This window comes from Reyranella massiliensis 521 (genome assembly GCF_000312425.1).
In the GTDB taxonomy this organism is placed as follows: domain Bacteria; phylum Pseudomonadota; class Alphaproteobacteria; order Reyranellales; family Reyranellaceae; genus Reyranella; species Reyranella massiliensis.
The window spans coordinates 4,424,542-4,451,476 of the sequence record NZ_HE997181.1 but is presented as its reverse complement, the minus strand read 5'-3'; the positions used below and the strand labels follow the sequence as shown (position 1 = coordinate 4,451,476).

General features: G+C 64.8%; 28 protein-coding genes. 20 read left to right on the top strand and 8 right to left on the bottom strand.

Translation table 11 applies throughout. The features are described from left to right. The 10 genes from BN60_RS21725 (at window position 1) to BN60_RS21680 (ending at window position 7,648) form a co-directional block, all read left to right on the top strand. Entirely contained in the window at window positions 1-2,169 is a 2,169-nt protein-coding gene (locus BN60_RS21725; protein ID WP_020698262.1) for a xanthine dehydrogenase family protein molybdopterin-binding subunit, read from the top strand. Beyond that, a complete protein-coding gene (locus tag BN60_RS29975; RefSeq protein WP_043284217.1) occupies window positions 2,169-2,477 on the top strand; it encodes a c-type cytochrome in 309 nt (102 codons plus the stop codon). Before BN60_RS21725 ends, BN60_RS29975 begins: the two co-directional genes overlap by 1 nt. Before the next feature lie 6 nt (window positions 2,478-2,483). Next, window positions 2,484-3,746: an NAD(P)/FAD-dependent oxidoreductase gene (locus BN60_RS21715; protein ID WP_020698260.1), complete on the top strand. Its 1,263-nt coding sequence runs from the start codon at window positions 2,484-2,486 to the stop codon at window positions 3,744-3,746. A gap of 4 nt (window positions 3,747-3,750) precedes the next feature. Continuing rightward, entirely contained in the window at window positions 3,751-4,179 is a 429-nt protein-coding gene (gene soxX, locus BN60_RS30180) for a sulfur oxidation c-type cytochrome SoxX (protein WP_020698259.1), read from the top strand. Beyond that, on the top strand, window positions 4,180-4,623 hold the full coding sequence (locus tag BN60_RS30175; protein ID WP_020698258.1) for a SoxY-related AACIE arm protein: 444 nt from the start codon (window positions 4,180-4,182) through the stop codon (window positions 4,621-4,623). Beyond that, the gene (gene soxZ, locus BN60_RS21700; RefSeq protein WP_020698257.1) at window positions 4,623-4,943 is read left to right on the top strand and encodes a thiosulfate oxidation carrier complex protein SoxZ; all 321 of its coding nucleotides are present in this window, start codon (window positions 4,623-4,625) and stop codon (window positions 4,941-4,943) included. Before BN60_RS30175 ends, soxZ begins: the two co-directional genes overlap by 1 nt. Next, entirely contained in the window at window positions 4,940-5,716 is a 777-nt protein-coding gene (gene soxA / locus BN60_RS21695; RefSeq protein WP_020698256.1) for a sulfur oxidation c-type cytochrome SoxA, read from the top strand. The genes soxZ and soxA overlap by 4 nt, the downstream gene beginning before the upstream one ends. A 70-nt stretch (window positions 5,717-5,786) precedes the next feature. Next, complete coding sequence (locus tag BN60_RS21690; RefSeq protein WP_043284215.1) at window positions 5,787-6,734, top strand: TAXI family TRAP transporter solute-binding subunit; 948 nt, start codon at window positions 5,787-5,789, stop codon at window positions 6,732-6,734. Window positions 6,735-6,862: 128 nt separating this feature from the next. Next, on the top strand, window positions 6,863-7,135 hold the full coding sequence (locus BN60_RS21685; RefSeq protein WP_020698254.1) for a hypothetical protein: 273 nt from the start codon (window positions 6,863-6,865) through the stop codon (window positions 7,133-7,135). Window positions 7,136-7,168: 33 nt separating this feature from the next. Then, window positions 7,169-7,648: an Lrp/AsnC family transcriptional regulator gene (locus tag BN60_RS21680; RefSeq protein WP_020698253.1), complete on the top strand. Its 480-nt coding sequence runs from the start codon at window positions 7,169-7,171 to the stop codon at window positions 7,646-7,648. Here BN60_RS21680 and BN60_RS21675 read toward each other — a convergent pair. Beyond that, window positions 7,645-8,532 carry a LysR family transcriptional regulator gene (locus BN60_RS21675; RefSeq protein WP_020698252.1) on the bottom strand — a complete coding sequence of 296 codons (888 nt, stop codon included), beginning with the start codon at window positions 8,530-8,532 and terminating at the stop codon, window positions 7,645-7,647. The genes BN60_RS21680 and BN60_RS21675 overlap by 4 nt on opposite strands. A 96-nt stretch (window positions 8,533-8,628) precedes the next feature. Here BN60_RS21675 and BN60_RS21670 point away from each other — a divergent pair, with 96 nt between their 5' ends. The 4 genes from BN60_RS21670 to BN60_RS21655 all read left to right on the top strand — a co-directional run bounded on the left by BN60_RS21670 (window position 8,629) and on the right by BN60_RS21655 (window position 13,613). Further along, window positions 8,629-9,369 (top strand): sulfite exporter TauE/SafE family protein, encoded by a 741-nt coding sequence (locus BN60_RS21670; RefSeq protein ID WP_020698251.1) that lies wholly within the window; start codon window positions 8,629-8,631, stop codon window positions 9,367-9,369. A gap of 69 nt (window positions 9,370-9,438) precedes the next feature. Next, window positions 9,439-10,236 carry a class II aldolase/adducin family protein gene (locus tag BN60_RS21665; protein ID WP_020698250.1) on the top strand — a complete coding sequence of 266 codons (798 nt, stop codon included), beginning with the start codon at window positions 9,439-9,441 and terminating at the stop codon, window positions 10,234-10,236. Continuing rightward, entirely contained in the window at window positions 10,237-12,078 is a 1,842-nt protein-coding gene (locus BN60_RS21660; RefSeq protein ID WP_148283499.1) for an ABC transporter ATP-binding protein/permease, read from the top strand. A gap of 107 nt (window positions 12,079-12,185) precedes the next feature. After that, window positions 12,186-13,613, top strand: coding sequence for a hypothetical protein (locus BN60_RS21655; protein WP_020698248.1), 1,428 nt, complete (start codon window positions 12,186-12,188; stop codon window positions 13,611-13,613). Here the strand turns inward: BN60_RS21655 and BN60_RS21650 are convergent. The 3 genes from BN60_RS21650 to BN60_RS21640 are packed head-to-tail and all read right to left on the bottom strand — an operon-like array spanning window position 13,610 to window position 15,625. After that, entirely contained in the window at window positions 13,610-14,011 is a 402-nt protein-coding gene (locus BN60_RS21650) for a DUF3237 family protein (protein WP_020698247.1), read from the bottom strand. The genes BN60_RS21655 and BN60_RS21650 overlap by 4 nt on opposite strands. Before the next feature lie 7 nt (window positions 14,012-14,018). Then, on the bottom strand, window positions 14,019-14,459 hold the full coding sequence (locus BN60_RS21645) for an ion channel (RefSeq protein WP_020698246.1): 441 nt from the start codon (window positions 14,457-14,459) through the stop codon (window positions 14,019-14,021). After that, a complete protein-coding gene (locus BN60_RS21640; protein WP_020698245.1) occupies window positions 14,459-15,625 on the bottom strand; it encodes an acyl-CoA dehydrogenase family protein in 1,167 nt (388 codons plus the stop codon). Before BN60_RS21640 ends, BN60_RS21645 begins: the two co-directional genes overlap by 1 nt. Window positions 15,626-15,686: 61 nt before the next feature. Between BN60_RS21640 and BN60_RS21635 the strand changes: the two genes are divergently transcribed. After that, the gene (locus BN60_RS21635; RefSeq protein ID WP_020698244.1) at window positions 15,687-16,664 is read left to right on the top strand and encodes a Bug family tripartite tricarboxylate transporter substrate binding protein; all 978 of its coding nucleotides are present in this window, start codon (window positions 15,687-15,689) and stop codon (window positions 16,662-16,664) included. Here BN60_RS21635 and BN60_RS21630 read toward each other — a convergent pair. The 3 genes from BN60_RS21630 to BN60_RS21620 are packed head-to-tail and all read right to left on the bottom strand — an operon-like array spanning window position 16,661 to window position 20,362. Continuing rightward, window positions 16,661-17,287, bottom strand: coding sequence for a GyrI-like domain-containing protein (locus BN60_RS21630; protein ID WP_020698243.1), 627 nt, complete (start codon window positions 17,285-17,287; stop codon window positions 16,661-16,663). The genes BN60_RS21635 and BN60_RS21630 overlap by 4 nt on opposite strands. Further along, window positions 17,284-18,879 carry a GMC family oxidoreductase gene (locus tag BN60_RS21625; RefSeq protein ID WP_020698242.1) on the bottom strand — a complete coding sequence of 532 codons (1,596 nt, stop codon included), beginning with the start codon at window positions 18,877-18,879 and terminating at the stop codon, window positions 17,284-17,286. The genes BN60_RS21630 and BN60_RS21625 overlap by 4 nt, the downstream gene beginning before the upstream one ends. A gap of 13 nt (window positions 18,880-18,892) precedes the next feature. Next, window positions 18,893-20,362 (bottom strand): FAD/NAD(P)-binding protein, encoded by a 1,470-nt coding sequence (locus tag BN60_RS21620; protein ID WP_020698241.1) that lies wholly within the window; start codon window positions 20,360-20,362, stop codon window positions 18,893-18,895. 63 nt (window positions 20,363-20,425) lie between these two features. On the opposite strand from BN60_RS21620, the gene BN60_RS21615 reads away from it, so the two are divergent. Continuing rightward, window positions 20,426-22,078 (top strand): thiamine pyrophosphate-binding protein, encoded by a 1,653-nt coding sequence (locus tag BN60_RS21615; protein ID WP_020698240.1) that lies wholly within the window; start codon window positions 20,426-20,428, stop codon window positions 22,076-22,078. A 42-nt stretch (window positions 22,079-22,120) separates the two neighbouring features. Here BN60_RS21615 and BN60_RS21610 read toward each other — a convergent pair whose 3' ends face one another. Further along, the gene (locus BN60_RS21610; RefSeq protein WP_020698239.1) at window positions 22,121-22,906 is read right to left on the bottom strand and encodes an HpcH/HpaI aldolase family protein; all 786 of its coding nucleotides are present in this window, start codon (window positions 22,904-22,906) and stop codon (window positions 22,121-22,123) included. A 56-nt stretch (window positions 22,907-22,962) separates the two neighbouring features. On the opposite strand from BN60_RS21610, the gene BN60_RS21605 reads away from it, so the two are divergent. The 4 genes from BN60_RS21605 (at window position 22,963) to BN60_RS21590 (ending at window position 26,929) form a co-directional block, all read left to right on the top strand. Next, window positions 22,963-23,355 (top strand): VOC family protein, encoded by a 393-nt coding sequence (locus tag BN60_RS21605; protein WP_020698238.1) that lies wholly within the window; start codon window positions 22,963-22,965, stop codon window positions 23,353-23,355. Window positions 23,356-23,443: 88 nt separating this feature from the next. Continuing rightward, a complete protein-coding gene (locus tag BN60_RS21600) occupies window positions 23,444-25,042 on the top strand; it encodes an ABC transporter substrate-binding protein (RefSeq protein WP_020698237.1) in 1,599 nt (532 codons plus the stop codon). Between the two features lie 35 nt (window positions 25,043-25,077). Continuing rightward, window positions 25,078-26,025 (top strand): ABC transporter permease, encoded by a 948-nt coding sequence (locus BN60_RS21595; RefSeq protein ID WP_020698236.1) that lies wholly within the window; start codon window positions 25,078-25,080, stop codon window positions 26,023-26,025. A gap of 10 nt (window positions 26,026-26,035) precedes the next feature. Beyond that, window positions 26,036-26,929 carry an ABC transporter permease gene (locus tag BN60_RS21590; RefSeq protein ID WP_020698235.1) on the top strand — a complete coding sequence of 298 codons (894 nt, stop codon included), beginning with the start codon at window positions 26,036-26,038 and terminating at the stop codon, window positions 26,927-26,929. The last annotated feature ends 6 nt before the right edge of the window (window positions 26,930-26,935 follow it).

Below are 26,935 nucleotides of genomic sequence, written 5' to 3'. Positions count from 1 at the left end.
ATGACGATCCAGACATCCCTCGGCCGGCGCAACTTCCTGGTAAGCACCGCGGCCGTCGCCGGCGGTTTCTCGCTGGGCTTCCATGTTCCTTTCCTCGATGAGGGCGAGGCGAATGCCCAGGCCGTGAAGGAACTCAACGCCTGGGTGGTGATCCATCCCGACGACAAGGTGGTGATTCGCATTGCCCGTTCCGAGATGGGGCAGGGCACGTTGACCGGCCTCTGTCAGCTCGTGGCCGAAGAGCTCGAATGCGACTGGAACAAGGTGACCTGGGAATATCCGACCCCCGGAGAGAACCTGGCGCGCAACCGCGTCTGGAAGAACTTCTCGACCGGCGGCAGCCGCGGCATTCGCGAGAGCAACCAGTATGTCCGAGAAGGCGGCGCCATGGCGCGCGAGATGCTGATCGCCGCCGCCGCCGCACAGTGGAAGGTGCCGGCGAGCGAATGCAGCGTCGACAAGGGCGTGATCACCCACAAGGACAAGAAGCTCACCTACGGCGCGGTCGCCGCGGCGGCGGCCCAGGTCGAGCCGCCCAAGGAAGTGAAGCTCAAGGACCCCAAGGACTGGAAGATCGCCGGCAAGCCGCTGAAGCGGCTCGACACGGTCGACAAGGTCACCGGCAAGCAGATCTACGGCATGGACTACACCATGCCCGGCATGCTGGTCGCCACGGTGCGGGCCTGCCCGGTGATCGGCGGCAAGCTCAAGAGCTTCGATGCCGCCAAGGCCGAAAAGATGCCGGGCGTGAAGAAGATCCTCGCGATCGACGGCAATGCCGTCGTCGTGGTGGCCGACACCTACTGGCATGCCCAGTCGGCGCTCGCGGCCGTGACCAGCGAATGGGATGTCGGCGAGCTGGGCAAGGTCCAGCAGTCCACGATCGACGCCATGCTGAAGGAAGGCCTCGACGCCAACGAAGCCTTCGTCGGCAACAAGGCGGGCGACGCTAAGGCCGCGATTGCCGGTGCGGCGAAGAAGGTCGAGGCGACGTACAGCTTCCCCTACCAGCATCACGTCACGATGGAGCCGATGAACGCCACGGCGCGCTACACCGCCGACAGGTGCGAGGTCTGGTGCGGCACGCAGAACGGCGAAGCAGCCCTCGCGGCAGCTTCCGAAGCTTCGGGTCTGCCCATCGGCAAGTGCGAGGTCTACAAGCTGCTGCTGGGCGGCGGCTTCGGCCGTCGTGGCCGCTCGGACTATGTCCGTCAGGCTGTGCTGGTCGCCAAGGAGATGCCCGGCACGCCGATCAAGCTGATCTGGTCGCGCGAAGAGGATATGACGCACTGCCAGTATCACCCGATCACGATGGCCAAGCTGACCGGCGGTCTCGATGCGCAAGGCAATCTGGTCGGGCTGCAGATTCGCATCTCGGGCCAGTCGATCCTGGCCTCGTTGCTGCCGCAGAACCTCGTGAACGGCATGGATCCGGTCGCCTTCCAGGGCCTCATGCAGACGGGTGTCGAGGCGGCCTACGGCTACGACATCCCGAACCTCATGATCGATCACGCCATGCGCAACCCGCACATCACCGCGGGTTTCTGGCGCGGCGTGAACGTGAACCAGAACGCCGTGTACATGGAATGCTTCATGGACGAGCTGGCGGCGGCTGCAGGGCAGGACCCGCTGGCCTTCCGCCTGAAGTACCTCAAGCCCAAATGGGCGGCGGTGCTGAAGGCGGCTTGCGACAAGGCGGGCTACGGCAAGCCGCTGCCCGAGGGCCATTTTCACGGCATCTCGCAGGTCATGGGCTATGGCAGCTACGTCGCCGGCGTCGCCGAGGTCTCGGTGAGCCCCGACGGTACGCTCAAGATCCACAAGATCACGGCGGCGACCAACCCAGGCCATGTCGTGAACCCGGCGCAGATCGAGCGCCAGGTCGCAGGCTCGTTCGTCTATGGCCTCTCGGCGGCTCTCTACGGCGAGATCACCGTCAAGGACGGCGTCGTCGAACAGACCAACTTCGACAGCTACAACGTGATGCGCATCGACGAGATGCCGCAGGTGGAGACCGTGCTGGTGCCGACGCATGATTTCTGGGGCGGCGTCGGCGAACCGACGATTGCGGTGGCGGCACCGGCGGTGCTGAACGCGATCGCCAAGGCGACGGGCAAGCGCGTGCGCAACCTGCCGCTGATGAATCAAGACCTCAAGAAGGGCGCTTGATGCATCGTCTGCTGCTGCCGGGCCTGGCTGCGGCATTATTGATGGCGGGCGGACCCGTTCGGGCGGCAGATGGGCCGCCCGGCGGTCCACCGGGGGCGAGTTCGTGCACCGGCTGCCACGCGAGCATGAAGATCGCCGACTCGGTGATCCCGCGCATCGCCGGGCGCAAGGCGGCGGACATCGTCACCTTCATGCGCGAGTATCGGAGCGGCGCCTGGCCGTCGAGCGTGATGGGCCGCATCGCCAAGGGCTTCGACGACCAGCAGATCGAGGCCATCGCGGCCTGGTTCGCCGCGCAGCCGGAGTAGTGCTGCATGTCGACGCGTCGCCATTTCCTGAAGCTCAGCGCCGCGGCCGGCATGGCGCCGTCCGTCGTCTCGGCCCAGAGCGCCGGCGCCGGCCGAGTCGTCGTGATCGGCGGCGGCTTTGCCGGCGCCACGGCGGCGCGTACCTTGAAGGCATTGGAGCCAAGGCTCACCGTCACGCTGGTCGAGCCCAATCCCGTCTACACCTCGTGTCCCTTCAGCAACTCGGTGCTCGCCGATCTGCGCGAGATCGGGCAGCAACAGTTTCGCTACGATGGCGTCAAACGGGCGGGCGTCACGGTCGCGGAAACCAGCGCAACGGCCGTCGATGTCGATGCCAAAGCCGTGACCCTGGCCGACGGCAACCGGCTTTCCTACGACCGGCTCGTGATGTCACCGGGTATCGACTTCAACTGGACCGCCATTCCCGGCTACGACGAGGCGGCGGCGCAGAAGATGCCGCATGCCTGGAAGGCTGGAGCGCAGACGGTGCTGCTGCGCCAGCAGCTTCAATCCATGCCGGACGGCGGTCTCGTGGTCATGTCGGCGCCGGCCAATCCCTTCCGCTGTCCGCCGGGTCCTTACGAGCGCGCCAGCCTGATCGCCTACTGGCTCAACATCTGGAAGCCGAAGTCGAAGCTGCTGTTGCTCGATGCCAAGGACGCCTTTTCCAAACAACGCCTGTTCCAGAACGGCTGGGCGGAACTCTATCCCGGCCTGATCGAATGGGTGCCGCTGAGCCAGGGCGGCAAGGTGACGTCGGTCGATCCCGCGACGTTGACCCTGGTTACCGAGTTCGGCAGCCACAAGGCCGCCGTCGCCAACGTCATCCCGCCGCAGCGCGCCGGCGCCATCGCTGCACAGGCTGGCGTGGCGGACCGCACGGGCTGGTGTCCGGTCGAGCCGGTTACTTTCGAATCGACTCTGCGGCCGGGCATCCATGTGCTGGGCGATGCGGCAATCATGGGCGGGATGCCCAAATCGGCCTTCGCGGCAAACGCCCAGGCCAAGGTCTGCGCCGTCGCGATCGTCGAGCTGCTGGCCGGCCGCACGCCGCCCGATCCGATCCTGATCAATACCTGCTACAGCCTTGTCGCCGCCGACTACGGGATCTCCATTGCCGGCGTCTATCGGCCGACCAACGGCCAGCTTGCCGACATTCCGGGGGCGGGCGGCGTCAGCCCGCTCGAGGCCGTGGGTGGCCTGCGCGGCCAGGAGGCGCTCTACGCGTCGAGCTGGTTCCGCACGATCACGACCGAGGTCTACGGCTGACGCCATGCGGTGCCGGTACCTGCTCGCCCTTGCGTTGGTCGTGATGGCGCCGGTCGCTATGGCGCAGCAGGTCGTGGGCGATGCCATTCCCAAGTCGTTGACCGGCCAGTCCGGCGATGCCGCGCGCGGACGCGCCATCGTGGCCAATCGCAGCGTCGGCCTCTGTCTGCTTTGCCACAGCGGACCGATCGCCGAGGAGCGCTTCCAGGGCGATCTGGCGCCCAGTCTGGCCGGTGCGGGGACACGGTGGTCGGCGGGGCAGTTGCGCTTGCGCATCGTCGACGGTTCGCGTCTCAATGCCGACACGATCATGCCGCCCTACTATCGGACGACCGGGCTACAACGTGTCGCCCGTAATTTCGAAGGCAAGACCATTCTGACGGCCGCCCAGGTCGAGGATGTCGTGGCCTATCTCGTGACCCTGAAGGACTGAATGGATCGACGTCGTTTCCTTGCCGGCACTGCTGTTCTTGCTCTCCTGCCGTTCGACCGCGCAGCGGCAACGCCCGACTCGATGGCCGAGGCGATCCGCAAGGTCGTCGGTGGTTCAGCCGTGCGTGAAGAGCGGGTCAAGCTCGACATGCCGCCTCTGATCGAGAACGGCAACACCGTACCGCTCACCGTCTCGGTGGAGAGCCCGATGACGGACGGCGACTATGTGAAGGCCATCCATGTCTTCAACGAGAAGAACCCGCAGCCAAACGTCCTTACGGCGAAGCTTTCGGCGCGTAACGGCAAGGCGATCATCGGTACGCGGATCAAGCTCGGCGACAGTCAGAAGATCGTAGCCATCGCCGAGACCAGCGACGGCAGATTCTGGAGCGCCAGCGCCGACGTGATCGTGACCCTGGCCGCCTGCCTCGAGGAGGCGACCTGATGGCCAATATCCTCGTCAACGCACCGAAGACGGCCAGGCGCGGCGACGTGATCGAGATCAAGGCGCTGATCATGCACCTCATGGAGACCGGCTTCCGGCCCGGTCCCAACGGCCAGATCATTCCGCGCAACATCATCGAGCATTTCACTGCGACCTGGAATGACGTGGAAGTCTTCGCCCTGGAGATGTCGCCCGCTATCTCGGCCAACCCCTTTGTCTCGTTCTTCGTCGTCGCGGCCGAGAGCGGCACGATCCGCCTGCGTTGGACCGGCGACCAGGGCTTTGCCGTCGAGGAGCAGGTCGCGATCGCCGTCGAATGACTGGGCTGCGCTTCGGTATCGCGCTTGCCGTCGTGTTCGGTGCGTCGCTCGCCCTCGCGCAGGGCGGTGGAGATAAGCGTCGCTCCGGCTATCAGGATATGGGGGCGGCCCTGCAGCAGATGCAGGACGACGATACGGCCAACCCCGGCATGTTGTTCGTGCAGCAAGGCGCGAAGATCTGGGAACAACGTACCGGATCGGCCGACAAATCCTGCGCCGATTGCCACGCCGCAGCGAACGTCAGTATGAAGGGCGTGGCGGCGCGCTATCCGGCGATACCGTCCGGTGCCGACATGCCCGTCGATCTCGAGGGGCGCATCAACCTCTGTCGCGTCGACAACCAGAAAGCCGCACCGCTGCCGCTGGAAAGCCAGGACATGCTTGCACTCCTTGCATTCGTGTCGCGGCAATCGCGAGGACTGCCGATCACGCCGCCCGACGATCCAAGACTGGCGGTCTGGCGCGAGCAGGGCGCGGAGATTTATGGGCGCCGGCAGGGGCAGCTCAACCTGTCCTGCGTCATCTGCCATGACGACAATGCCGGCAAGAAGCTCGCTGGCGTGACCATCCCGCAGGCCCATCCCACAGGCTATCCGATCTACCGCCTCGAATGGCAGGGGCCGGGCTCGCTGCGCCGGCGCCTGCGCAACTGCCTGATCGGTATCCGCGCCGAGCCCTATCCTATGGGGGCGCCGGAATATGTCGCTCTGGAGCTTTACCTCATGGACCGCGCCAAGGGCATGATCCTGGAGTCGCCAGGCGTCAGACCTTGAGAGTTTTGTCATGCAGTGCAGCGGGGTAGGTCGCACTTAGGGACGTTCCTGATTGCCGGTATCATGGCGCATGGCTTCTGTTGCTCGCCGTTCGATGCTCGCGTCGCTGCCAGGATTGATATTGCTGCGTGATGCGGCAGCAGCACCCATGAAAGTAAGTGTTGGTACGGCCGCGGAGGGAGGGGCCTTCGTCCTCTATGGCGGCGCCTTTGTCGATGCTCTCAAGTCGGTGGAGCCGTCGCTGGAGATGCGGGAGCGCACGACGCGCGGTACCCTCGACAATGTGCCGATGCTGGAGCGAGGCGAACTCGACATCGGATTCGCCTTCGGCGAGGTGGTGCACGAGCTGTTCACGGGCAAGCCAGCGACGAAAGTCACCGTCATCTCCGTCATGTATGCGACTCCCGGCATGTTTGCGGTACGCGCCGACAGCCGCTACCGCTCGATCACCGATCTCCGGGGCCGGCCGGTCGTCTGGAATACACGCAGTTCGGGGCTTGCCGTCCAGGGGCGCTACGTGATGGACGGCATGGGGCTCGACGTCGACACGTATTTCGAGTCGATCTACACGGAACGGCTTTCTGATGGCCCGGCCATGGTGATCGACGGTACGGCATCGGCGCTCTGGGGCGGCGGCCTGCGCTGGCCGGGCTTTGTCACCATCGCCAACAATCCCAACGGCGTGCGCTTCGTCGTGCCGACGGCCGAGGAAACGGATCGCATCGTGGCGAAGTACGACTTTCTGCACCGCTTCACCGTTCAGGCCGGTCTCTATGCTGGCCAATCCGAACCGATCCACAGCGTAGGCTCCTGGAGCTTCATTCTAGGGCGGCCCGATCTCGACGAGACCGTTGGCTATCGGCTTGCGGCGGGCTTGCATCGCGTCGAACGCGGCGGCCTCAGCCCGCGCCAACTCGGCCAGAGCACTGCGAAGAACACGCTGGCAGCCGTGCCGTCGCTCGATGTGCTGCATCCAGGCGTCAGGCGTTTCTACGAGGAGCAGGGGCTGATCAAGTAAGCAATGCCTGCCAGGAGAGGAAAATTCTCTCCTGGCGCATTGGCGGAGGTGTTTCTGCCGCCGGCTGCCGGCATTTCGACGGCGCGTTTCATTGCTGCTGCTGTCGGTCGGCTTCTAGACTCCGGCTCATGTTGAGCCTTGCGACCAATCTCATTGCGCATGCTGCCCGCCTGATCCAGGCGGCTCAGGACGAGCCCTCCCTTTGGACCATTTCCGTGCACGGCCACGTGGTCGGCTCGGTGGTCTGTGAGGGCGGAATCTGGCGGCTGTCCTGGTTCAACGGCGCCGATCCGCGGCTGGCGAGCCATGCCGGTCCGGTGGACGGCGACATCGACGGGTTGGCCGAGACACTCAGCCTCCGGCTCGGCGCCCCCGTGCGTCTGGAGTCGCTTCCGGTCTAGACTGGCCGCAGGCCGACCACAGGTATTTCAATCATGGATGCGATCGACAGGAAGATCGTGGCTCTCCTCCAGGAGGATGCGAGCCTTTCACTGGCGCAGATTGCGCATCGGGTCGGGCTGTCGCAAAGCCCGTGCTGGAAGCGAATCCAGCGCCTCGAGAAGGCCGGCATCATCCTGAAGAGGGTGGCGCTGATCTCGCCGGAGTCCATCGGCATGGGGCTGACCGTGTTCGTCTCTATCGAGACCGGCGACCATTCCTCGGCGTGGCTGTCGAAGTTCGCCCAGACCGTCACCGCCATGCCCGAGGTGATGGAGTTTCACCGCATGGCCGGCGACATCGACTACATGCTGCGGGTCGCCGTGACCGACATGCAGGCCTACGACGCCTTCTACAAGAAGCTGATCGACACCATGCCGCTGAAGAACGTCACTTCGCGGTTCTCGATGGAGCGGGTGAAGTCGACCACGGCTTATCCGATCGCCACCGACTTGAAGCCGACACGCAAGCGCTAGGCGCTCCTTCTGAGGGCGTCCAAGAGCCGCCGCGCCGGTCGTGACAGGTGACGGGAATCACGGACGCAGAGCGTGAGCTGGCGGGTGGCCCAGGGCTCGGCGATACGCACCATGGCGAGCGGCAGGGCACGCCGCTGACGGCGTGCTGTCGCCTCCGGCACGATGCCCACGCCGACGCCGGCCGCCACCATGGCGCAGACCGCGTCGAGACTGTTCGCCCTGACCCGGAGCCGCATCGGCCGCCCGAGCCGGGTAGCATGCCGTGTCACATGCTCGTCGAGCGCCGTGCCGCGTGTCAGGCCAACGAAATCGAGATCCAGCAGTTCGGCGAATCCGACCTGACGTCGACCGGCGAGCCGATGGCCCGCCGCAACGGCCAGTACCAGCCGGTCAGGGCGAAAAGGATGGCTTTCGAGGCCCGGCACAAGCGAGACCTCGGTCGCGATGCCGATATCGGCGTCGCCTGCGGCGATGGCGGCAGCGATTGCCGGGCTCTCGCGATCTTCGAGGTCGAGGTCGATGCTTGGATTGGCTGCCAGGAAGTCCGCCAGCAACGCGGGCAAATGCTCGGACATGGCTGCGGTGTTGGCGAGCAGCCGCACGTGGCCCTTGAGACCGCGCGAATAGGCGCCCAGCTCGCCGCGCATGGTCTCGATCTGCTGCAGTACGATACGCGCATGGTCGAGCAGGGCACGTCCGGCATCGGTCGGCTGGACGCCGCGCCGGCCCCGCTTGAGGAGCGGGACACCCAGTACCTCTTCCATGCCCCGGATGCGCGCACTCGCGGACGCCAGCGCCAGGTGTGTCCGTTCGGCGCCGCGCGTGATGCTTTCCGTCTCGACGACATGGCGGAAAAGGCGGAGGTCGGTGAGATCGAAGCGCATATGCTCCTTCTCTGAAACAAGCCTTCGTCAAAGACGAAGGCACACTCCGTATTCTCCACATTGCCGATGATGCCGTCTCCCGCCATGTGTGGGGCCATGACGGCGACCGTTCTCGTGTTCGTTCTGGCGGTGTTCGTCTTGGCCGGCTTTGCCAAGGGCGTCATCGGCCTCGGCTTGCCGACGATCTCCATGGGCCTGCTGGCCGTCGTCCTGCCGCCGGCCGAGGCTGCAGCCTTGCTGATCCTGCCGTCGCTGGTCACCAACGTCTGGCAGATGATGGATGGTCCCCACCTCCGTGCCGTGCTGCGCCGCCTCTGGCCCCTCAATCTCGGGGTGTGCGTCGGCACCTGGGGCGGTGCGGCCTTCCTGTCGGGGCTGGGCGGGCCCTACGGCGCTCTGGCCTTGGGGGTGGCTCTCATGGCCTACGCTGTTTCGGGCCTGGCAGCCCTGAAGCTGACCGTGCCGCGGAGGGCCGAACCCTGGCTCGGTCCGCTGACCGGGGCCGTAACGGGCGCCATCACGGCGGCAACCGGCGTCTTCGTGATCCCGGCTGTGCCCTATATGCAGGCGATCGGGCTGCAAAAGGACGCGCTGGTTCAGGCGCTCGGCCTCTCCTTCACGGTGTCGACCTTGGCCCTGGCGGTGACCCTGGCCGGCGAACGGGCCTTCACCTGGGAGCTGGCCTGGCCCTCGCTGGTGGCGGTCGTCATTGCGCTTCTGGGCATGCGGCTTGGGCAGGCCGTCCGGGCCCGCCTGTCGCCGCAGACCTTCCGGTTGTGTTTCTTCGCCGGGTTGCTGGCCCTCGGCGCCTATCTCGCAGCGCGCGGGCTGACCTGACCGGCCGATGGACGGTCGGGCCGTGGCGGGTTTACGGTCTGGGATCAAATTCCACCCTGGAGCGTTTCCATGGCCGTGCATGCCCTCAAGACAGCAAAAGTCGCCAGCCTCCGGTCGCAGGTCTCGCCCGAGGAATGGCAGGCCCGTGTCGACCTAGCCGCCTGCTACCGCTTGATGGACCTCTACGGCATGTCCGACCTGATCGCGAACCACATCTCGGTCCGCGTGCCGGGCGAAGACAATGCCTTCCTGATCAACGCCTACGGCCTTCTCTATGAAGAAATCACGGCGTCGAGCCTGCTGAAGATCGATCACGAGGGTAACATCCTCGCCAAGCCGGAGTTCAGTGGCGGCCTGGAGTATGGCGTCAACCGTGCAGGCTTCGTGATCCACAGTGCCATCCATATGGCCAAGCACGATGTGGCCTGTGTGATCCATACGCATACCTGGCCGGGCATGGCGGTCTCGACCATGGAATGCGGCCTGCTGGCGAATACGCAGACCTCGATGCGCTTCGCCAAGATCAGCTACCACGACTTCGACGGTGTCGTGCTCGATACCGCGGCGCGCGAAGCTTTGGTGAAGAGCCTCGGCGACAACAACGCCATGATCCTGCGCAACCACGGGCTGCTGACGACCGGCGCTACGATCCCGGAAGCGTTCAACGCCATGCATCGGCTGGAACTCTCCTGCAAGACGCAGATCGCGGCCATGTCGTGCAATACGAAGCTGATCGAGGTTCCGGCCGAGGTGGTCGAGGCGACCTACATGAACTACCAGCCCCATGTCCGCCGGCCGTTCGGCCTGCTCGACTGGCCGGCGCTTCTGCGCAAGCTCGACCGCATCGACTCTAGCTTCCGCGACTGAGTGGACACACCCCACAGCTCCTTGCGCGCGTTCGGCGCCGTCGCCTGCGGTTACTGGACGGCGCCCGGATACCGCGGCGTCGCTTGGCTGTTGACCGCCGGGATGACGGCGTTTGGCATCATCAACGTCGCCATCGCGCTGTGGCTCAACATCTGGAACCGCGACTTCTTCAACGCGCTGGAGAAGCGCGACACCTCGCTGCTCGTCGAGCAGCTCTACATTCTGGCCGCCATCGTGGCTTCGGCCGGCGTCGCCGTCGCCGTACAGCTCCATATCCGCCGCCGCTTGCAGTTCAATTGGCGGGCCTGGCTGACGCATGTGACGGCCCAGCGCTGGTTGAATGCGGGGCGGCAGTACCAGCTCAGCCTGCTGGCCGAGGAATGCGACAACCCGGATGGCCGTATCGCCGAGGATATCCGCATTGCCACGGAGCTCGCGGTGGAGTTCGCCCAGAGCATCCTCCAGTGCGTTCTGCAGCTCATCACCTTCCTGGGCGTGCTCTGGGTCTTGTCGGGGGACCTGCCCGTCACCATCGGCGGCGTTGCGTTCAGCCTGCCGGGCTACATGGTCTGGGCCGCCGTTCTCTATGCGCTGTTCGGCTCGATCCTTACCTATGCGCTCGGCCGCGGCCTGATCGAGGCCGGCAACGTACGGCAGGGACGCGAGGCCGACATGCGGTCGGTGCTGATCCGCGCTCGCGAAAATGCCGAGGGCATCGCGCTGATGCGTGGCGAGCAGGACGAACGCGACCGGCTCAAAGAGTCCGTCGGAGACCTGCGTAAAGCCTGGCATGTTCAGACACGGGGTCAGGGCAGCCTGGCACTGCTCACCAGTTCGCTCGCCTACCTCGCCCCCGTCGTGCCGCTGGTCGTCGCCCTGCCGCGCTATCTCGGCGGCGAACTCCAGCTCGGCGGCCTCATGCAGACCGCTCAGGCCTTCTCCAGTGTGCAATGGGCGCTGTCCTGGCTGATCGACAATTTCTCGCGCTTCGCCGACTGGCGCGCTTCGACCGACCGTGTGGTCCATCTTCATGTGGCACTCCACGATCTCGAGGAGACGGTGGAAGCGCCGGCTGGCGCGCGCATCGAAGTAACACCGGGCGAAGGCGACAGGTTGATCCTTCGCGACGTCGGCTTGTCGCGGCCCGATGGCGAAGCCCTGGTAGCGGAGGCCGAAGTCGAGATTGGCCGTGGCGAGCGCGTTCTCATCCGGGGCAAATCGGGCAGCGGCAAGAGCACCATCATGCGCGCCGTTGCCGGCGTCTGGCCGTGGGGCAGCGGTTCGGTTGAGCTGCCGCGCGGCGAGATCGCCTTCATGCCGCAGAAGCCCTATTTCCCGCTCGGTACCCTGCGCGAGGCCATGCTCTATCCCAAGGAGCCCAATGGCGTTACCGACGACGACCTGCGCGAGGCGCTGCACGACGTCGGGCTCGACCATCTGCGCGGGCGTCTCGACGAGGAGGAGCGCTGGGATCATATCCTGTCCGGTGGGGAGCAGCAGCGCGTCGCTTTTGCCCGCACCCTGATCCACAAGCCGGACTGGATCTTCATGGACGAGGCGACATCGGCCCTCGACGAAGCCGGGCAGGAGAACGTGATGAACCTCCTGCTGGAAAAGCTGCCCGATACGGCGGTGGTCAGCATCGGCCATCGCCCCGGCCTCGAGCTTTTCCATACAAGGGAGCTCGAACTGGAACCCGGCAAGGCGGGCGCCGAACTGAAGCCGCACGGCAGGCGCCGGTCGCTGAGCGACCTCTACCGCCGCATGGCCGCGCACAGCCGCGCAACCCCGAGGGATCCGGGCTTCTGGGCCAATGTCAGGGCAAACCTGATCGGCCGTTGAGCCTGATTGCCTGCGGCAGAAAATCGTCGGCGGAAGGGAACTCCGGAGCTAGTCGGCGATTATCGCTGCAGCTGCTTGCGAATTCTCCTGCAAGCGGGGGAGGCTCCATGAACCTGTCCAGGACCGGATACTGGGGGCTGCTGACGGCCAGTGCTGCACTGGCGACCTTCACCATTGCATACGCACAGCAATCGCCAGCGCCGCCATCGACTGCGCCGGCGCCGCGCGGCGCGTCGAGCTATGCGCCGGTCGATATCAAGGAGCCGTTTGCCACCACGTTGGCCCGCATGAAGGCCGCGCAGCCCGAAATTCAGAAGCGGCAGGCAGACCTTTTGGCCGAGCGGTACGACCTTGCCAATCGACCTGCAACCGGCGTGACGATGTCCCGGGGGAAGGCCGTGCAGGAAGGCGCGCGCGCCAAGCTGGCCGCGGGAGTGACCTGGGACCAGCTCGCCGGCATGACCCCGACGGAGATTCGCGACCGGAATCTGTTTCCCAAGGGCTTCTATCCGCTGCCCCATCCCAACCATGCCGAAGGCGGCATGGTGTTTCCCAAGTTCGAGATCGAGGAGATCAAGAAGCAGGAGGCGCGAGACCTCACGCGCTTCGATCTCGAGTTCGACTTGCCCGACCAGTTCCTGCCCGAGTTTCCGCCGCCGATCTATCTGACCACGCGGCCCGATCTCGGTGACGTGTCCCAGGGCAAGCTGCTCACCATCGACAACTACTACGAACTGTTCAACGGCATCCTGAATCCCAAGCAGATCGAGGGGTTGCGGCTCCTCCTGACGCCATTCCCGCAGCAGCAGTTCAATCAGACCGAGGATCGCCGGTCGGAGAAGGCGAGCCGCGGCGTTGCGTGCTTCGACTGCCACGCCAATGGCCATACCAACGGGGCGACCCATCTTGTCGGCGATATCCGCCCGCAGGAGTTCCGTCATCGCATCGACACGCCGCCCTTGCGCGGCGTCAACATCCAGCGGCTTTTCGGGTCGCAGCGCGCGCTGAAGACGGTCGAGGACTTCACCGAGTTCGAGCAGCGCGCCGCCTACTTCGATGGCGACCCGGTGATCGCCACCAAAAAGGGTGTCAACGTGCTGGCGCGCGGCAGCCAGGTCCATTTCATGGGCGAATTCCAGGCGCTACTGGATTTCCCGCCGGCGCCGAAACTGAACGTGCTCGGCAAGCTCGATCCCGCGAAAGCCAGCGCCGCCGAGCTTCGTGGGCAGGACATCTTCTTCGGCAAGGGCCAGTGCGGCACCTGCCATGTCGCGCCGTTCTACACCGACAACCTGATGCACAATCTCCAGGCCGAACGCTTCTACAAGCCGGTAATGATCAACGGCCGATATGCCAGTGCCGATGGCCCGATCAAGACGTTCCCGCTGCGCGGCATCAAGGAATCGCCGCCCTATCTGCATGATGGGCGGCTGCTCACCCTCGAAGACACGGTGGAGTTCTTCAATCTCGTGCTGGGTACGAAGCTGACCGCGCAAGAGAAGCAAGACCTCGTGCTGTTCTTGCGGACGCTTTAAAGCACTTCGTGGAAGCCGATGGCGATGCGGTCCGGCGTGCGTGCCGCGACGCCGACGAAGGTTGCTCGCTCCAGCCACTTGAGACTGGGTTCGGCCGTTTCGAAACGAGGGGCCGTGCGGAAGTGGTAACTGTCGAAGGGGACCAGCTCGCCCTTGGACATGCGCGCCAGGATCTCGATCGTGCCGTCGGGGCGCACGATCTGCCAATCGGCGCCACCGGGCAGGATTTCGCCGTCGAGGCGAGGTCCTGCGACTTCGCCACCCACGATGTCGATGATGCGCCGATGGCCGCGTGCGGTCTGGCCGAGATCCTGGACAGGGCCGACCTTGGCCTTGATGGCGAATGCGAAGCGCAGGCCGGGCGCGGTCGCGATGAAGGCGTCGACTTTCTTGCTCATGACGACCTCACGATCCGGAGTGGTCGTCGGTCCGTTGCACGACGCGGACCAGCAGCGCGGTCGACCAGCCGAACATCAGCATGCCGATCGCCGATTCGACGGCGCCGGCAATGCGATGAGGTGGCGACAGGTCGAGTTCGCTCGCGCCCAACGTGGTAAAGCAGGCAAGAGAGAAATAGAACGACCGGCCGAAACTGCCGAGCTCTCCCCAATAGTAGTAGAGCAACGCCCAGAGCGTGACCTGCAGGAAGTGCCCGCCCATCAACACCAGCACTGCCAACACGCTGTGCAGCAACATGTAGGAGGTGGGGTGCAGGCTGAGTCGGGGAGTCGGAAATATGTCCATCATCCGGCTCAAGGTGAGCTGTGCCATGACCTGCACCATGCCGGTGGCGCCGACCAGGACGACACCGCCCAGGATCCGTTCCAGAGGCGTCAGCTCTTCCATTACGCGGCCTTTGGCTTGCCCAGCAGGTGGTCGGAGATGATGCGCTGCTGGATTTCCGACGTGCCCTCGAAGATCTTGGTGAGGCGGGCGTCGCGCCAGTAGCGCTCCACGGCGTGCAGGGTCGTGTAGCCCGCGCCGCCGAAGATCTGCAGCGCTTCCGAGGTGACGCGCTCGGCCATCTCGGACGCGAAGAGCTTCACCATGGCCGCTTCCTTGTCGCAGCGGCGCTTCTGGTCGATCTCGTCGCAGACGAAGTACATGAGCTGCCGCGCCGCTTCGATTTCGGTCGCCATGCGCGCGAGGCGAAAGCGCGTGTTCTGGAAATCGCCGATGGCCTGGCCGAACTGGCGACGCTCCTGGGCGTAGGCAGTGGCATCCTCCAGTGCGCCGCGGGCGAGCCCGATGGAACGCGCAGCGGTATGGGCGCGGGCGCGCTCCAGGCCGGCGGAGATGTAGTAGAAGGCGCGACCTTCCTCGCCGATGAGTGCGGACCCAGGCAGGCGGCAATCGTCGAAAGCCAGTTCCCAGGTCTTCCAGCCGAAGTAGCCGATCTTGGGTATGGGCGAGCCTTTGACGCCCTTGGGCAGGGTGCCGCGCGGCTTCTCGATCAGGAAGGAGGAGAGGCCGACATGCTTGCGCTTGGGATCGGGCGCGTCGGAGGTGCGGGCGACCAGCATGATGTAGTCGGCGCCGTCGGCGAAGGTGCACCAGTATTTGTTGCCATTGATCACCCAGTCGTCGCCATCCTTGCGGGCCCGGCAGGAGATGCTGCCGAGGTCGGAGCCGACATTGGGCTCCGACATGGCAGCGGCACCCAGGAATTCACCGCGGGCGGCCCGCGGCAGGAAGACGGCCCGCTGCGCATCGGTCATGCCGCGGCCGGCGCTGAGGCCATTGCCGCGAGCAATGATGGAGGCGACGCTCATCCAGGCGCGCGCCAGTTCCTCGGCGATCAGGCAGTATTCGAAGACGCCCAGCCCCATGCCGCCATATTCTTCCGGGATCACGATGCCGAAATAGCCCATGTCGGCCAGCTTCTGGATCAGTTCGGGCGGGATGTCGCCCTTCTCCGGATCGAGCTTGTTGGCGACCGGCAAGACCTCCTTCATGGCGAAGGCGCGGGCCGTCTCCTGGATCAGGCGGCGCTCTTCGGTCATGTACCCCATGGCATTTCTCCTAACATTGCCGCAGCATAGTAGCCAATTCGCTCTGCGTGAGGAGACGCGCATGCTGAGATCGTTGCTGGGAGCGTTTGCGGCTTTCCTCACTGCGACATCGGTTCCGGCGCAAAGCCAGACAGCGGAATGGCCCAGCAAGCCAATCACCGTGCTGATGGGCTTCCCGGCGGGTTCGGGCGTCGATGTCATCGCGCGCATGCTGCAGCCCTCCCTCGAGAAGTCTCTGGGGCAGCGCCTGATCATCGACTACAAGCCGGGCGCCGGCGGCAATGTCGCGTCGGAAGCCGTGGCTCACGCCAAGCCCGATGGCTACACGTTCCTTTTGGGGACGGCAGCCACACACGGCGTCAACCCCGCGCTTTATCCCCGGCTGTCGTTCGACGTCGAGGCCGACTTCACGCCGATCTCGACCCTGGTCGACGTTTCCAACGTGCTGACGATCAACCCGGCCGTGATCGATGCCACGTCGGTGAAGGATTTCATCGCCAAGGTGAAGGCCGCTCCCGGCAAGTACAACTATGCCTCGACGGGCAACGGCACCGGCACACATCTCGCCTTCGCGGAGTTCGTGCACAAGGCCGGTCTCGACATGGTGCATGTCCCCTACAAGGGCGGACCCGATGCCATCCAGGCGGTGCTGAAGGGCGACGTCTGCTGCATCTTCAATCAGGTGCAGACGGTGTTGCAGCACGCCAAGGCCGGCAAGGTGAGGCTGCTCGGTGTCACCACGAAGAAACGCGTTGCGGCGATTCCCGATGTGCCGACGATCGACGAGGCCGGCGTGCCGGGCTACGAGAGCTACACGTGGTTCGCGATCTTCGGACCCAAGGGCCTCGACCGCGCCATCGCCGAGAAGATGAATCTCGCCATCAAGACGGCGCTCGACGATCCCGAGACGCAGAAGAAGCTCGCCGAACTCGGCAATACACCGCGCTACGAGACCCTGGACCAGTTCAAGGCGACGGTGAAAGCCGATCGCGCCAAGTGGGCCGAAGTCGTGAAGCAGGTCGGCGCCAAGGTCGACTAACGGCGCGGCTTTACCGGCTGTCTCAGAATGGTCTTGAGCTTGGCGGGCTCGGTCCTGCGGGCGTCGCTGAGATAGATTTCGTGATGATGGCCAGCGAAGGTCAGGCCTTGCGACGGCATCACCTCGTCATGCAGGCTGGCGAGTGTCGGTGCTTCGTCGTCGTAGCTGCCGATGTGCAGGATCTGAAGGCACCGACCCTCGTCAAAGCGTTCGAATCGCAGGCTTGAAGGCGGTACGCCGAGCTTCTTCTTCGCCTTTTCGACGGCAGCCTCGAAAAGCGGCCGGTCGATGAAATCGGGCACCATGATCATCATCGTCCAACGCCAGCGGTCCTTGCGGCGCGCGACGAAATCCGCCGGATCGTCGGCCCACCACAACCCTTCGAGCGGCGGCACGATATGGTCCTTCTTCAGGGCCGCCTTGGCCGCGAACTTCATGGCGTAGCTCGTCGAATAGAGCCACTCGATCGCCTGTTTGTAGGCGGGTGCCGTATTGGGATCGCTTGCGCCATCGACCATGACGAACTGCATCGTAGGCACGTCGACCGAGACGAAGCGGTCGCGCGGCGCCGCGTAGAGACCAGGTAGCGCTTTCTTGAAGTCGATCTTCGCCAGCGGCGTCACGCCCGGGCGTCCTCCCGGATCATCGCCGCGCCCTTCTCGCCGATCATGATGGTGGGGGCGTTGGTGTTGCCGGTGGTGAGCGTGGGCATCACCGACGCATCGATCACGCGCAGGCCCTGCAGGCCATGCACGCGCAGACGCGAGTCGACGACGGCGCGCGGATCCTCGCCCATCTTGCAGGTGCCGACCGGGTGATAGAGCGTGTTGCCGGCACGGCGCGCATAGGCCAGCAGGTCGGCCTCGCTGGTGAGATCGGGGCCGGGCTGGATCTCGGCGGTGCTGTGCTGGGAGAGAGCGGGGCTCGCGAAGATGCGGCGCACCTTCTCGATGCCGCTCAGCAGGGCCAGTTCGTCTGTACGCGTGGAGAGATAGTTGGGGTGGATGGCCGGCCGCGCGAAGGGATCGGCCGAGCTCGCCATGATGGTGCCGCGACTGTCGGGCTTTACCACGCAGACCACGCAGCTCATGCCCGGCAGCTCGTCGAGCTCGCCGAACTTCACGGGATGGCTGCTGCCCGGCGTGAACAGGAGCTGCAGGTCGGGCGAGGCGAGGCCTTCGCGGCTGTCGCAGAAGACCTGGGCCGAGGTTACGCCGAAGGTCAGCGCGCCGCGGCCGGTGAGGGCGAAACGCAGGATCTCGGGCAGCACCCGCGGGAAGCGGGCGATCTGGTTCATCGTCTCCGCGCCGTGCACGCGATGAACAACGCGCACGACATAGTGGTCGATCAGGTTGGCGCCGACACCGGGCAGGTCGTGGACGACCGGGATGCCGAGAGACTGCAGGTGTGCCGCCGGACCGATGCCGGAAATCTGCAGGATGTGCGGCGAGTTCACCGCACCGCCGGCCACGATTACCTCGCGGTTGGCGCGCACTTCGGTCAGCGTGCCGCCGCGCTGGAAAGTGGCGCCGATACAGCGCTTGCCCTCGAACAGCAGCTTGCCGGCCTGCGCGTCGGTCTCGACCTTGAGGTTCGGGTAGCGACGGGCCTCGCGCAGATAGGTCTGCGCCGTCGAGCCGCGCCAGCGGCCGCGCCGCGTCATCTGCGAGTAGCCGACGCCGTAGCGCTGGCGGCCGTTGAGATCGGGATTGAAGGGAAAGCCAGCCTGTTGCGCGCCTTCGACGAAGCGATGGGTAAGCGGCAGGATGGTGCGATAGTCCTCGACCTTGAGCGGTCCGCTCTGGCCGCGCACGCTCGCATCGCCACCCTGCGCATACTGTTCGGACTTCATGAAGAAGGGCAGCACTTCGTCCCAGCTCCAGCCGCGGCACCCCATCTGCGCCCAGCCGTCGAAGTCGGCCGGTGCGCCGCGCACATAGAGCATGCCGTTGATCGAGCTCGAGCCGCCCAGGGTGCGGCCGCGCGGCCAGTCGATGCGGCGCTCGCCCGAGCTCTTTTCCGGCTCGGTGGTGAAGTTCCAGTTCACGACCGGATGGCGGATCAGCGAGCGCACCCCGGCCGGGATATGGATCATGGGGTGGCTGTCGCGCGGGCCGGCTTCGAGGAGGATCACTGATGCGCCGGTCTCGGCCAGCCGCGCGGCGACGGTGCAGCCGGCCGATCCGGCACCTACGACGACATAATCCGCCTGCATGTCGTTTCCTCTTTCAGAGCGTGCCCGAGCGCTTCTCGCGCGCGACGAAGTAGTCGGTCGGCGCGAGTTCCGGGTCTTCTATATCCATCATGTTTTGGACGTGGCGCGCGACGTCGGCGCTGAAGAGATCGTGCGAGATCGTCTGCACGACCCGGGTGGCGCCGACGAACAATCCCGGGATGTCGCCGGCCAGTGCGCCGTGGCTCTGGATGCTGCCCCAGTTGAAGAGATGGATGCTGGCGAGCAGCGGCGCACGGCCCGGCTCCTTCTCGACCAGCTCGAACCCGCGACCGAGGTAGGGATAGCGGGCGGCTTCGGCATTTGCCCTGACTTCCTCCGGCGTCCGCACGTCGGCCCACAGCTTGGCGTCGGGGGTAAAGGCCGCCAGTTCCGCAACGCGCGAGATATCGACGTCGAAGCCGGTGCCCATCAGCACGACGTCGAAACGTTCCGTGCCCTTGGTCGTCTTCACCGTGACGCCGTCGGCATCGATCGCGAGATCGAGCCAGGGCTCGCCGAAGCGGAAGGAAAATCCCGCGAGCTTCTGCGCTCGCAGGACCGATTCGTGCGGTGGCGGCGAGCCGGCCGCCAGCATGTAGGTGTAGATCTTCCAGCGCCAGTCGTCGTCCAGCATGCCCTGGCCACGCTGGAATCCCGGAAACGACACGCCCTTGGCCTTGTTGACCTGCGGCAGGTGCGGCCGGCGCGCGAAGCAGATTGCCTCGCGGGCGCCGGCTTCGAGTGCGGTGCAGGCATTGTCGATCGCCGTGGCGAGCACACCCAGCACGCCGATGCGCTTGCCGACGAGCTTGGCGAAATCGATGTCTTCCAAGGTGTGGAACACGCGGCCGTGGCGCGCCGGGTCCGCGGGATCGAACGACGGGAAGGATGGCCAGCGAAATCCGCCGGCGCCGTCGCGGCCGTTGGCCATCACCAGCTTGCGGACATGGATCGTTTCGCCGGTCGAGAGCGTCGCCTTCAGGAGATCGCCGGCCGGCTCGACCTTTTGCAGACCGACTCCATTTTCGACCTGCAGGCCGACAACGCGGCGAACCCATAGGAGGTAACGCAGCCAGTCGAGCCGGTCGATCTTGTAGAGCTTGTCCCAGCCGTCACGCCCGTGTTGCGCTTCATACCAGGCGCGAAAGGTGAGGGAGGGCACGCCGAGATCGGGGCCGGTGAGATGCTTGGGCGAACGCAGGATCGGCATGCGCGCCGTGGTGTTCCACGGGCCCTCATGGCCGTGTCCATTGCGTTCGATCACGCGGATGTTGCGGATGCCTTCGCGCAACAGGCCGTAGCCCGCGGTCTGACCACACATGCCGGCGCCCACCACCAGCACGTCGAGGACGCGCTTGCCTTCGGGCCCGGTACGCTCGGGCACCCAGTTGGCCGGCGGGTAGTTCAACCTGAGAAGATCGTGGCGCGCCGTTTCTTCCAGCGCGTCCAGGCCTAGCGATTGCGGCTCGACAAGAGCGACCATACCGTGTTTCTCACCCTATTCTGATTCCATAGCAGGGACGCAGAGCGGAAGGGAGAAGAGTCTATGCGCGGTCGTCAGGTTTTCTTCGAGACGCTGGCCAATCATGGTGTCGATCGAATCTTCGGCAATCCTGGCACGACCGAGAGCCCGTTGCTCGACTCGCTGCTCGATCATCCGCAGATCAAGTACATCGTTCACTTGCACGAGGGCGTCGCGACCGGCGCCGCGAACTTCTATGCCCAGGCGAGCGGCAAGACTGCGTTCGTGAACCTGCATGTGGCGCCGGGTCTCGGCAATGCGGTCGGCGCCATCTACAGCGCGTGGAAGAACAACTCGCCGATGGTCGTGACGGCGGGCCAGCAGGACACGCGGCTGCGACTGCGCGATCCTGTGCTCGGCCATGACCTTGCAGCAATCGCAGCGCCCGTCACCAAGTGGAGCGTGCAGGTCGAGCGTGCAGACGAGCTGGGTCCGATCCTGCAGCGCGCCTTCAAGATCGCCAACGAAGCGCCGGCCGGTCCGGTCTTCGTGGCGTTGCCCATCGACGTGATGGAACAGGAGACCAACGTGCCCGCCGGCCGGCCCGGCCATTCCTTTACGGCAACCCGCCCCGATCCAGCGGGCATTGCCGCGATGGCCAAGCTGCTGGCGGCAGCCAAGGCGCCGGCCATCGTCGCGGGCGACGACATTGCCCGTGCCGGCGCGCACCAGACCCTGGTGAAGCTCACCGAGAAGGTCGGCGCTTCGGTCTGGTTCGAAGGGTTGCGCGGCCAGAACTCCTTTCCGACGGATCATCCGGCGGCGCGGGGCACCCTGGCTTTCGATGCAACGGGCATTGCCAAGCAGCTCGCCGGCAACGACCTCGTGCTGATGGTCGGCGGTCCTTTCTTCGAGGAAGTGTGGTACGCGCCGGGCTCGCCGTTCGCTGCCGGCACCAAGGTGCTGCAAATCGAAGCCGCGCCGTCGCGACTTGCCTACAATTTTGCGCTCGATGCCGGCGTGGTGTCGGATGTCGGCGCGGGTCTTGAAGCGCTGATAGGGGCGCTGGGTTCCCGGGAAGTTGCCGGTGCAAAGCAGCGCAGCGACGCGCTCAGGGCCCAGAAGGAAGCCGACGATGCGGCGCAGAAGGCCCGCGTCGAAAAGGCCTGGGCACGCACGCCGACGTCCATGGCGCGCGCCATGGCGGAGATCCGCGCGGGCTCCCCGAAGGATGTGGTCGTGGTCGACGAGACCATCACGGCCAATCTCGACCTGTTCAAGACCTTCACCTTTGCTGGCCCCGGTGACTATTACAGCGGCCGTGGTGGTGGCATCGGACAGGGATTGTCGGGGGCCATCGGTGTTGCGGTGGCCGAGAGCAAGCGGCCGGTCCTTTGCATCTCGGGCGACGGCTCGTCGATGTATTCCATCCAGGCCTTGTGGACCGCGGCGCATCATGACCTGCCGATCGTGTTCGTGATCCTGGCGAACCGCGAGTACCGCGTGCTGAAGCACAATATCGACGCCTACCGCGCCCGCTTCGATGTGAAGTCGAACAAGCCCTACATGCATATGGATCTGTCGGGGCCGACCATGGGCTTCGTCGATATGGCGAAGGGCATGGGCGTTGCCGGCACCTATGTCGCCAAGTCCGACGACATCAAGGCGGCGGTCGCGGCCGCCTTTAAGTCGGGCAAGCCGCACCTGATCGAAATCGAGATCGAAGGCAAACGCTAAGAAGGTAGGGCGCGCGGCTTCCGTCGCGCGCCCTTCTCGCTATTATTTCTGGAATGCCCTGACCTTCGCCTGGTGCGCGCGTGCGGCGGCCGTGAGCATGGGCAGGTCGTTGCCGGAGAGCAGGAAGCGCATGCCCTTCTCGGTATAGAGCTTAAGCAGTTCTTCGGTATAGGCGCCGCCCATGCCCGGCCACTTGCCGTGCTTCTTGCAGGCGGCCACGACCTTGTCGACGGCGGCCTGGATCTTCGGGTTTCCGGTGTCGCCGGGGATACCCATTTCCATCGAGAGATCGCTCGACCCCATCAACAGACAGTCGATGCCGGGCACGGCGGCGATGGCCTCGGCATTCTCGACGGCCTTGGGTGTCTCGATCATCACGGTGATCAATGTGTTGTCGTCGATCTTGGCGGTCATCTCGCCGAGCGGCATGGGCGCATAGTCGAACTGCGCCTGGCCGCCGCCGACCGAGCGATGACCGCGGGGCGGATAGCGCAGCTTGTCGGCGATCTCCTTTGCTTCCTCCGGTGTGTCGACGTGAGGGATCACGACGCCAAGGGCGCCGCCATCGAGCACGCGCGTTGCCATGGTGAGTTCGCCATAGGGTACGCGCACGATCGGCGCGATGCCCGAATCCTGGGCGGCCACGGAAATCTCGCAGGCGGTTTCGATCGACATCGAGCCATGCTCGAGGTCGATGAACAGCCAGTCGAAGCCCGCCGCCTTCATCACCTTAATGATGTCGACATTGCGGACCAGCCGGATACCGATGCCGATCGACAGCTCGTTCTTCTTGAGCCGCGCCTTGGCGGCATTGACTGCGATAGCCATATCTCCTCCCGATGCGATTTCTGGACATTGGTCCTTTGGAGGATAGGCTAGTCACCATGAGCTTCCGTGTCGAACGAATCGACCATGTCGTGCTGCGCGTGCGCGATCTCGAAGCGATGGTCCGCTTCTACGAGCGTGCCCTGGGTTTCAAGGAAGAGCGTCGGCTGGAAAGGCTGGGCCTGGTGCAGATGCGCGCCGGCGCCTCGCTGCTGGATCTGATCGCTGCCGAGCGGGCAAGCGGCGCGTCGAACATGGATCACCTATGCTTTCGCGTAGAGCCATTCGATCGTGACGCTATCGTCATGCGGCTGGCCCCATTGGGGGTATCGGTCGGCGAAACCGTCGAGCGCTACGGTGCGGAAGGCAGCGGCCCCTCCGTCTATTTCGACGATCCCGAAGGCAATCAGATCGAGTTGAAAGGTCCGTCGAGCGAGCCGGGCGCGCTTTAAGGCTTGGCCGCTGCATACGATGTGATAGCCTCCTGGCGACGGGGAAAAAACAACACGCCCGCACGTGTCCGAGTCTGGGAGGATTTTCATGCATACTCGTCTGGCAGTCGTTGCCAGCGGCTTGGCCGCTTTTGTTATTGCGTCGCCTGCGTTCGCACAGAAGCAGGGAGGGACGCTTCGCATCTCTCATCGCGATAACCCGCCATCGGCTTCGATCCACGAAGAGTCGACGGTCTCCGTCGTGCAACCCTTCATGGCGGTGTTCAACAATCTCGTGGTCTTCGATCCGAAGGAGAAGATCAACAGCCCCGACAAGATCGTGCCCGACCTTGCCGAGAGCTGGTCGTGGAACTCCGATCAGACCAAGCTCACGTTCAAGCTGCGCTCGGGTGTGAAGTGGCACGACGGCAAGCCGTTCACCGCCAAGGACGTGAAGTGCACCTGGGACGCAGTCAGCGGCAAGGGCGACGAGAAGTCGGACCTGATCCGCAAGAATCCCCGCAAAGTCTGGTACAATAATTTGAAGGAGGTGACGGTCGGTTCGGACACCGAGGTTACCTTCACGCTCAATCGGCCGCAGCCTTCGTTCCTGTCGATGTTGGCCGCCGGTTACTCGCCCGTCTACGCCTGCCATGTATCGGGCCGGGACATGCGTTCCAAGCCGATCGGCACCGGCCCCTTCAAGGTCGTCGATTTCAAGCGCAACGAAGCGATCAAGCTGGTGCGCAATCCCGACTATTGGAAGAAGGGACAGCCTTATCTCGATGCCATCGACTGGAAGATCGTGCCCAACCGCAGCACTCGCATGCTGGGCTTCGCTGCGGGCGAATTCGACATGACATTCGATTCCGATGTCACCTTCCCGCTGTTGAACGACATCAAGAATCAGAAGCCCGACGCCGTCTGCGAAGGCAGGCCAAGCAACGTCAACCAGAACATCCTGATCAATCCGGAAGCGCCGCCCTTCGACAAGCCCGAGGTGCGTCGTGCAATCGCCCTGTCGATCGACCAGAAGCCGTTCAACGATATCCTGTTCCAGGGGCATGCGTTGAGCGGTGCGGCCATGCTGCCGCCTCCGGCCGGCGTCTGGGGGATGCCCAAGGAGATGCTGCAGACGCTGCCCGGCTTTGCCACCGACGTCGAGAAGAGCCGTGCGGAAGCCCGCAAGATCATGGAGGGGCTTGGATACACCAAGGACAAGCCGCTCAAGGTCAAGGTGTCGACCCGCAATATCGCGATCTACCGTGATCCGGCCGTCATCCTGATCGACCAGCTCAAGCACGTGAATATCGAGGCCGAACTCGACCCGATCGACACGACGGTCTGGTACACCAAGATCCAGCGCAAGGACTACCAGCTCGGCATGAATTTGACGGGCTTGGGCGTCGACGATCCGGACACGAACTTCTACGAGAACTTCTATTCGACGTCGGACCGTAACTACACCTCCTACAAGAATCCCGAGATCGACAAGCTGATCGAGCAGCAGTCGGGCGAGGTGGATCGCGAGAAGCGCAAGAAGATCGTCTGGGAGATCGAGAAGAAGCTCGCCGAGGATGGCGCGCGGCCGGTCATCGTGCACAACGTCGCCAATACTTGCTGGACACCGCAATTGAAAGGCGTCGTGCTGCAGCACAACAGCATCTACAACGGCTGGCGCTTCGAAGACATGTGGTTAGAGCGTTGAGCGGCTCTTACAGCCGCCGCTAGGGAAAGGAAAAGATGGGGGCCTATCTAACTCGCCGCTTTCTGCTGATGGTGCTGACACTCTTCGGAATGTCGGTGCTGATCTTCGTGATGCTGCGTCTCGTGCCGGGCAACGTCGCCGATATCCTCGTGGATTCAGCGGGCATTGCCGACCCGAAGGAGAAGGCCAAGATCATCGCCGAGCTCGGCCTCGACCGGCCGATCTTCGATCAATACCTGCAGTGGATCGGTGGCCTGTCGCGCGGTGACCTGGGCTTCGCCTATGTCTCCGAGCGGCCGGCGATCGAGGAGATCGCGCCACGTATCCCGATCAGCGCCAAGCTGGCGGGACTGGCGTTGTTCTTCTCGGTGATCCTCGGCGTGCCGCTCGGCGTCATCAGCGCGGTGCGCCAGAATACGGGCCTCGACTATATGCTGCGCGTCGTCAGCCTGAGCGGCCTGTCGCTGCCGTCGTTCTGGCTGGGGCTGCTGATCCTGATGGCCTCGGTGCAGTGGTTCGGCATGATTCCGATCTACACCAACGAGCCACGAAGTTTCATAGACGAGGTGCTGCTGCTCAGCATCCCCGCTGCGGCGGTCGGCTTCCGCAGCTCGGCCCTGATCATGCGATTGACCCGCTCCTCGATGCTCGAGGTCCTGCGCCAGGACTATATCCGCACCGCGCGGTCCAAGGGCGCGTCGCAGACCTCGGTCAACTACGAGCATGCGCTGCGCAACGCTCTTCTGCCGGTCGTCACCATCATCGGCATCGAGGCGGCCTTCCTAGTCGGCGGCCTGATCGTCACTGAAACCGTGTTCAATATTCCCGGAGTCGCGCGGTTCCTCGTCGAGGCGATCCTGTGGCGCGACTATCCCATCGTGCAAAACCTGGTGATGCTGATCGCCTTCATCGTGGTGGTGGTGAATTTCCTGGTCGATATGGCCTACATGGCCCTCGACCCGCGCATCAAGTTCGCGGACTGAGGGGGCTTCGATGGCTATTATCAACCACGACGCCGAACTGGCCCGCGCTGGCGCCAACGTCTCGTCGACGGGCGGTCAGATCCTATTCCTGGCGCGCCGCTATCCGCTGGGCGCCGTCGGAGCGCTGATCGTTCTGCTGTTCATCTTCACGGCGGCGTTCGCCAACGTCATCGCGCCGATGGATCCCACGGCGACCAATGCCAAATTCTCGCTGGCCAAGCCCGGCGCCGAGTATTGGCTGGGCGCGGACTTCATGGGCCGCGACATGTTCAGCCGCATCGTCTACGGCGCGCGCATCTCGCTGGCGGTCGGCGCCGGTGCCACTCTGCTGGGTGGTGTATTGGGCGTCTCGATCGGGTTGATGTCCGGCTATCTCGGCGGCTGGTTCGATCTCGCCACGCAGCGCGTGATGGACATCATGCAGTCCCTGCCGCTGCTTGTCATGGCGCTGGTCATGGCCGCGTCGCTGGGGCCGTCGCTGGAGAACACCATCTTTGCGATCGCCATCCCGCTGGTACCGAGCGTGGCCCGTGTCGTGCGGTCGAGCACCTTGTCGCTCCGCGAGCAGCCCTTCGTCGAGGCGGCGCGCGCCGTCGGCATGGGCGAGGTGCGCATCGCGGTGCGTCATGTGCTGCCGAACACCCTGGCGCCGTTGATCGTGCTGGCCACGGCACAGCTCGGCTCGGCCATCCTGACCGAAGCCTCGCTATCCTTCCTGGGCCTCGGCATTCCCGAGCCCTATCCGTCATGGGGCCGCATGCTGTCGGAATCGGCTGCGGAGTATGTTCGTACGGCTCCGTGGCTGGTTATCTTCCCGGGCGTCGCCATCAGCCTCACCGTGTTCGGCACGAACCTGCTGGGCGATGCTTTGCGCGACATCCTCGACCCCCGCCAGCGTACCTGAGGGCAG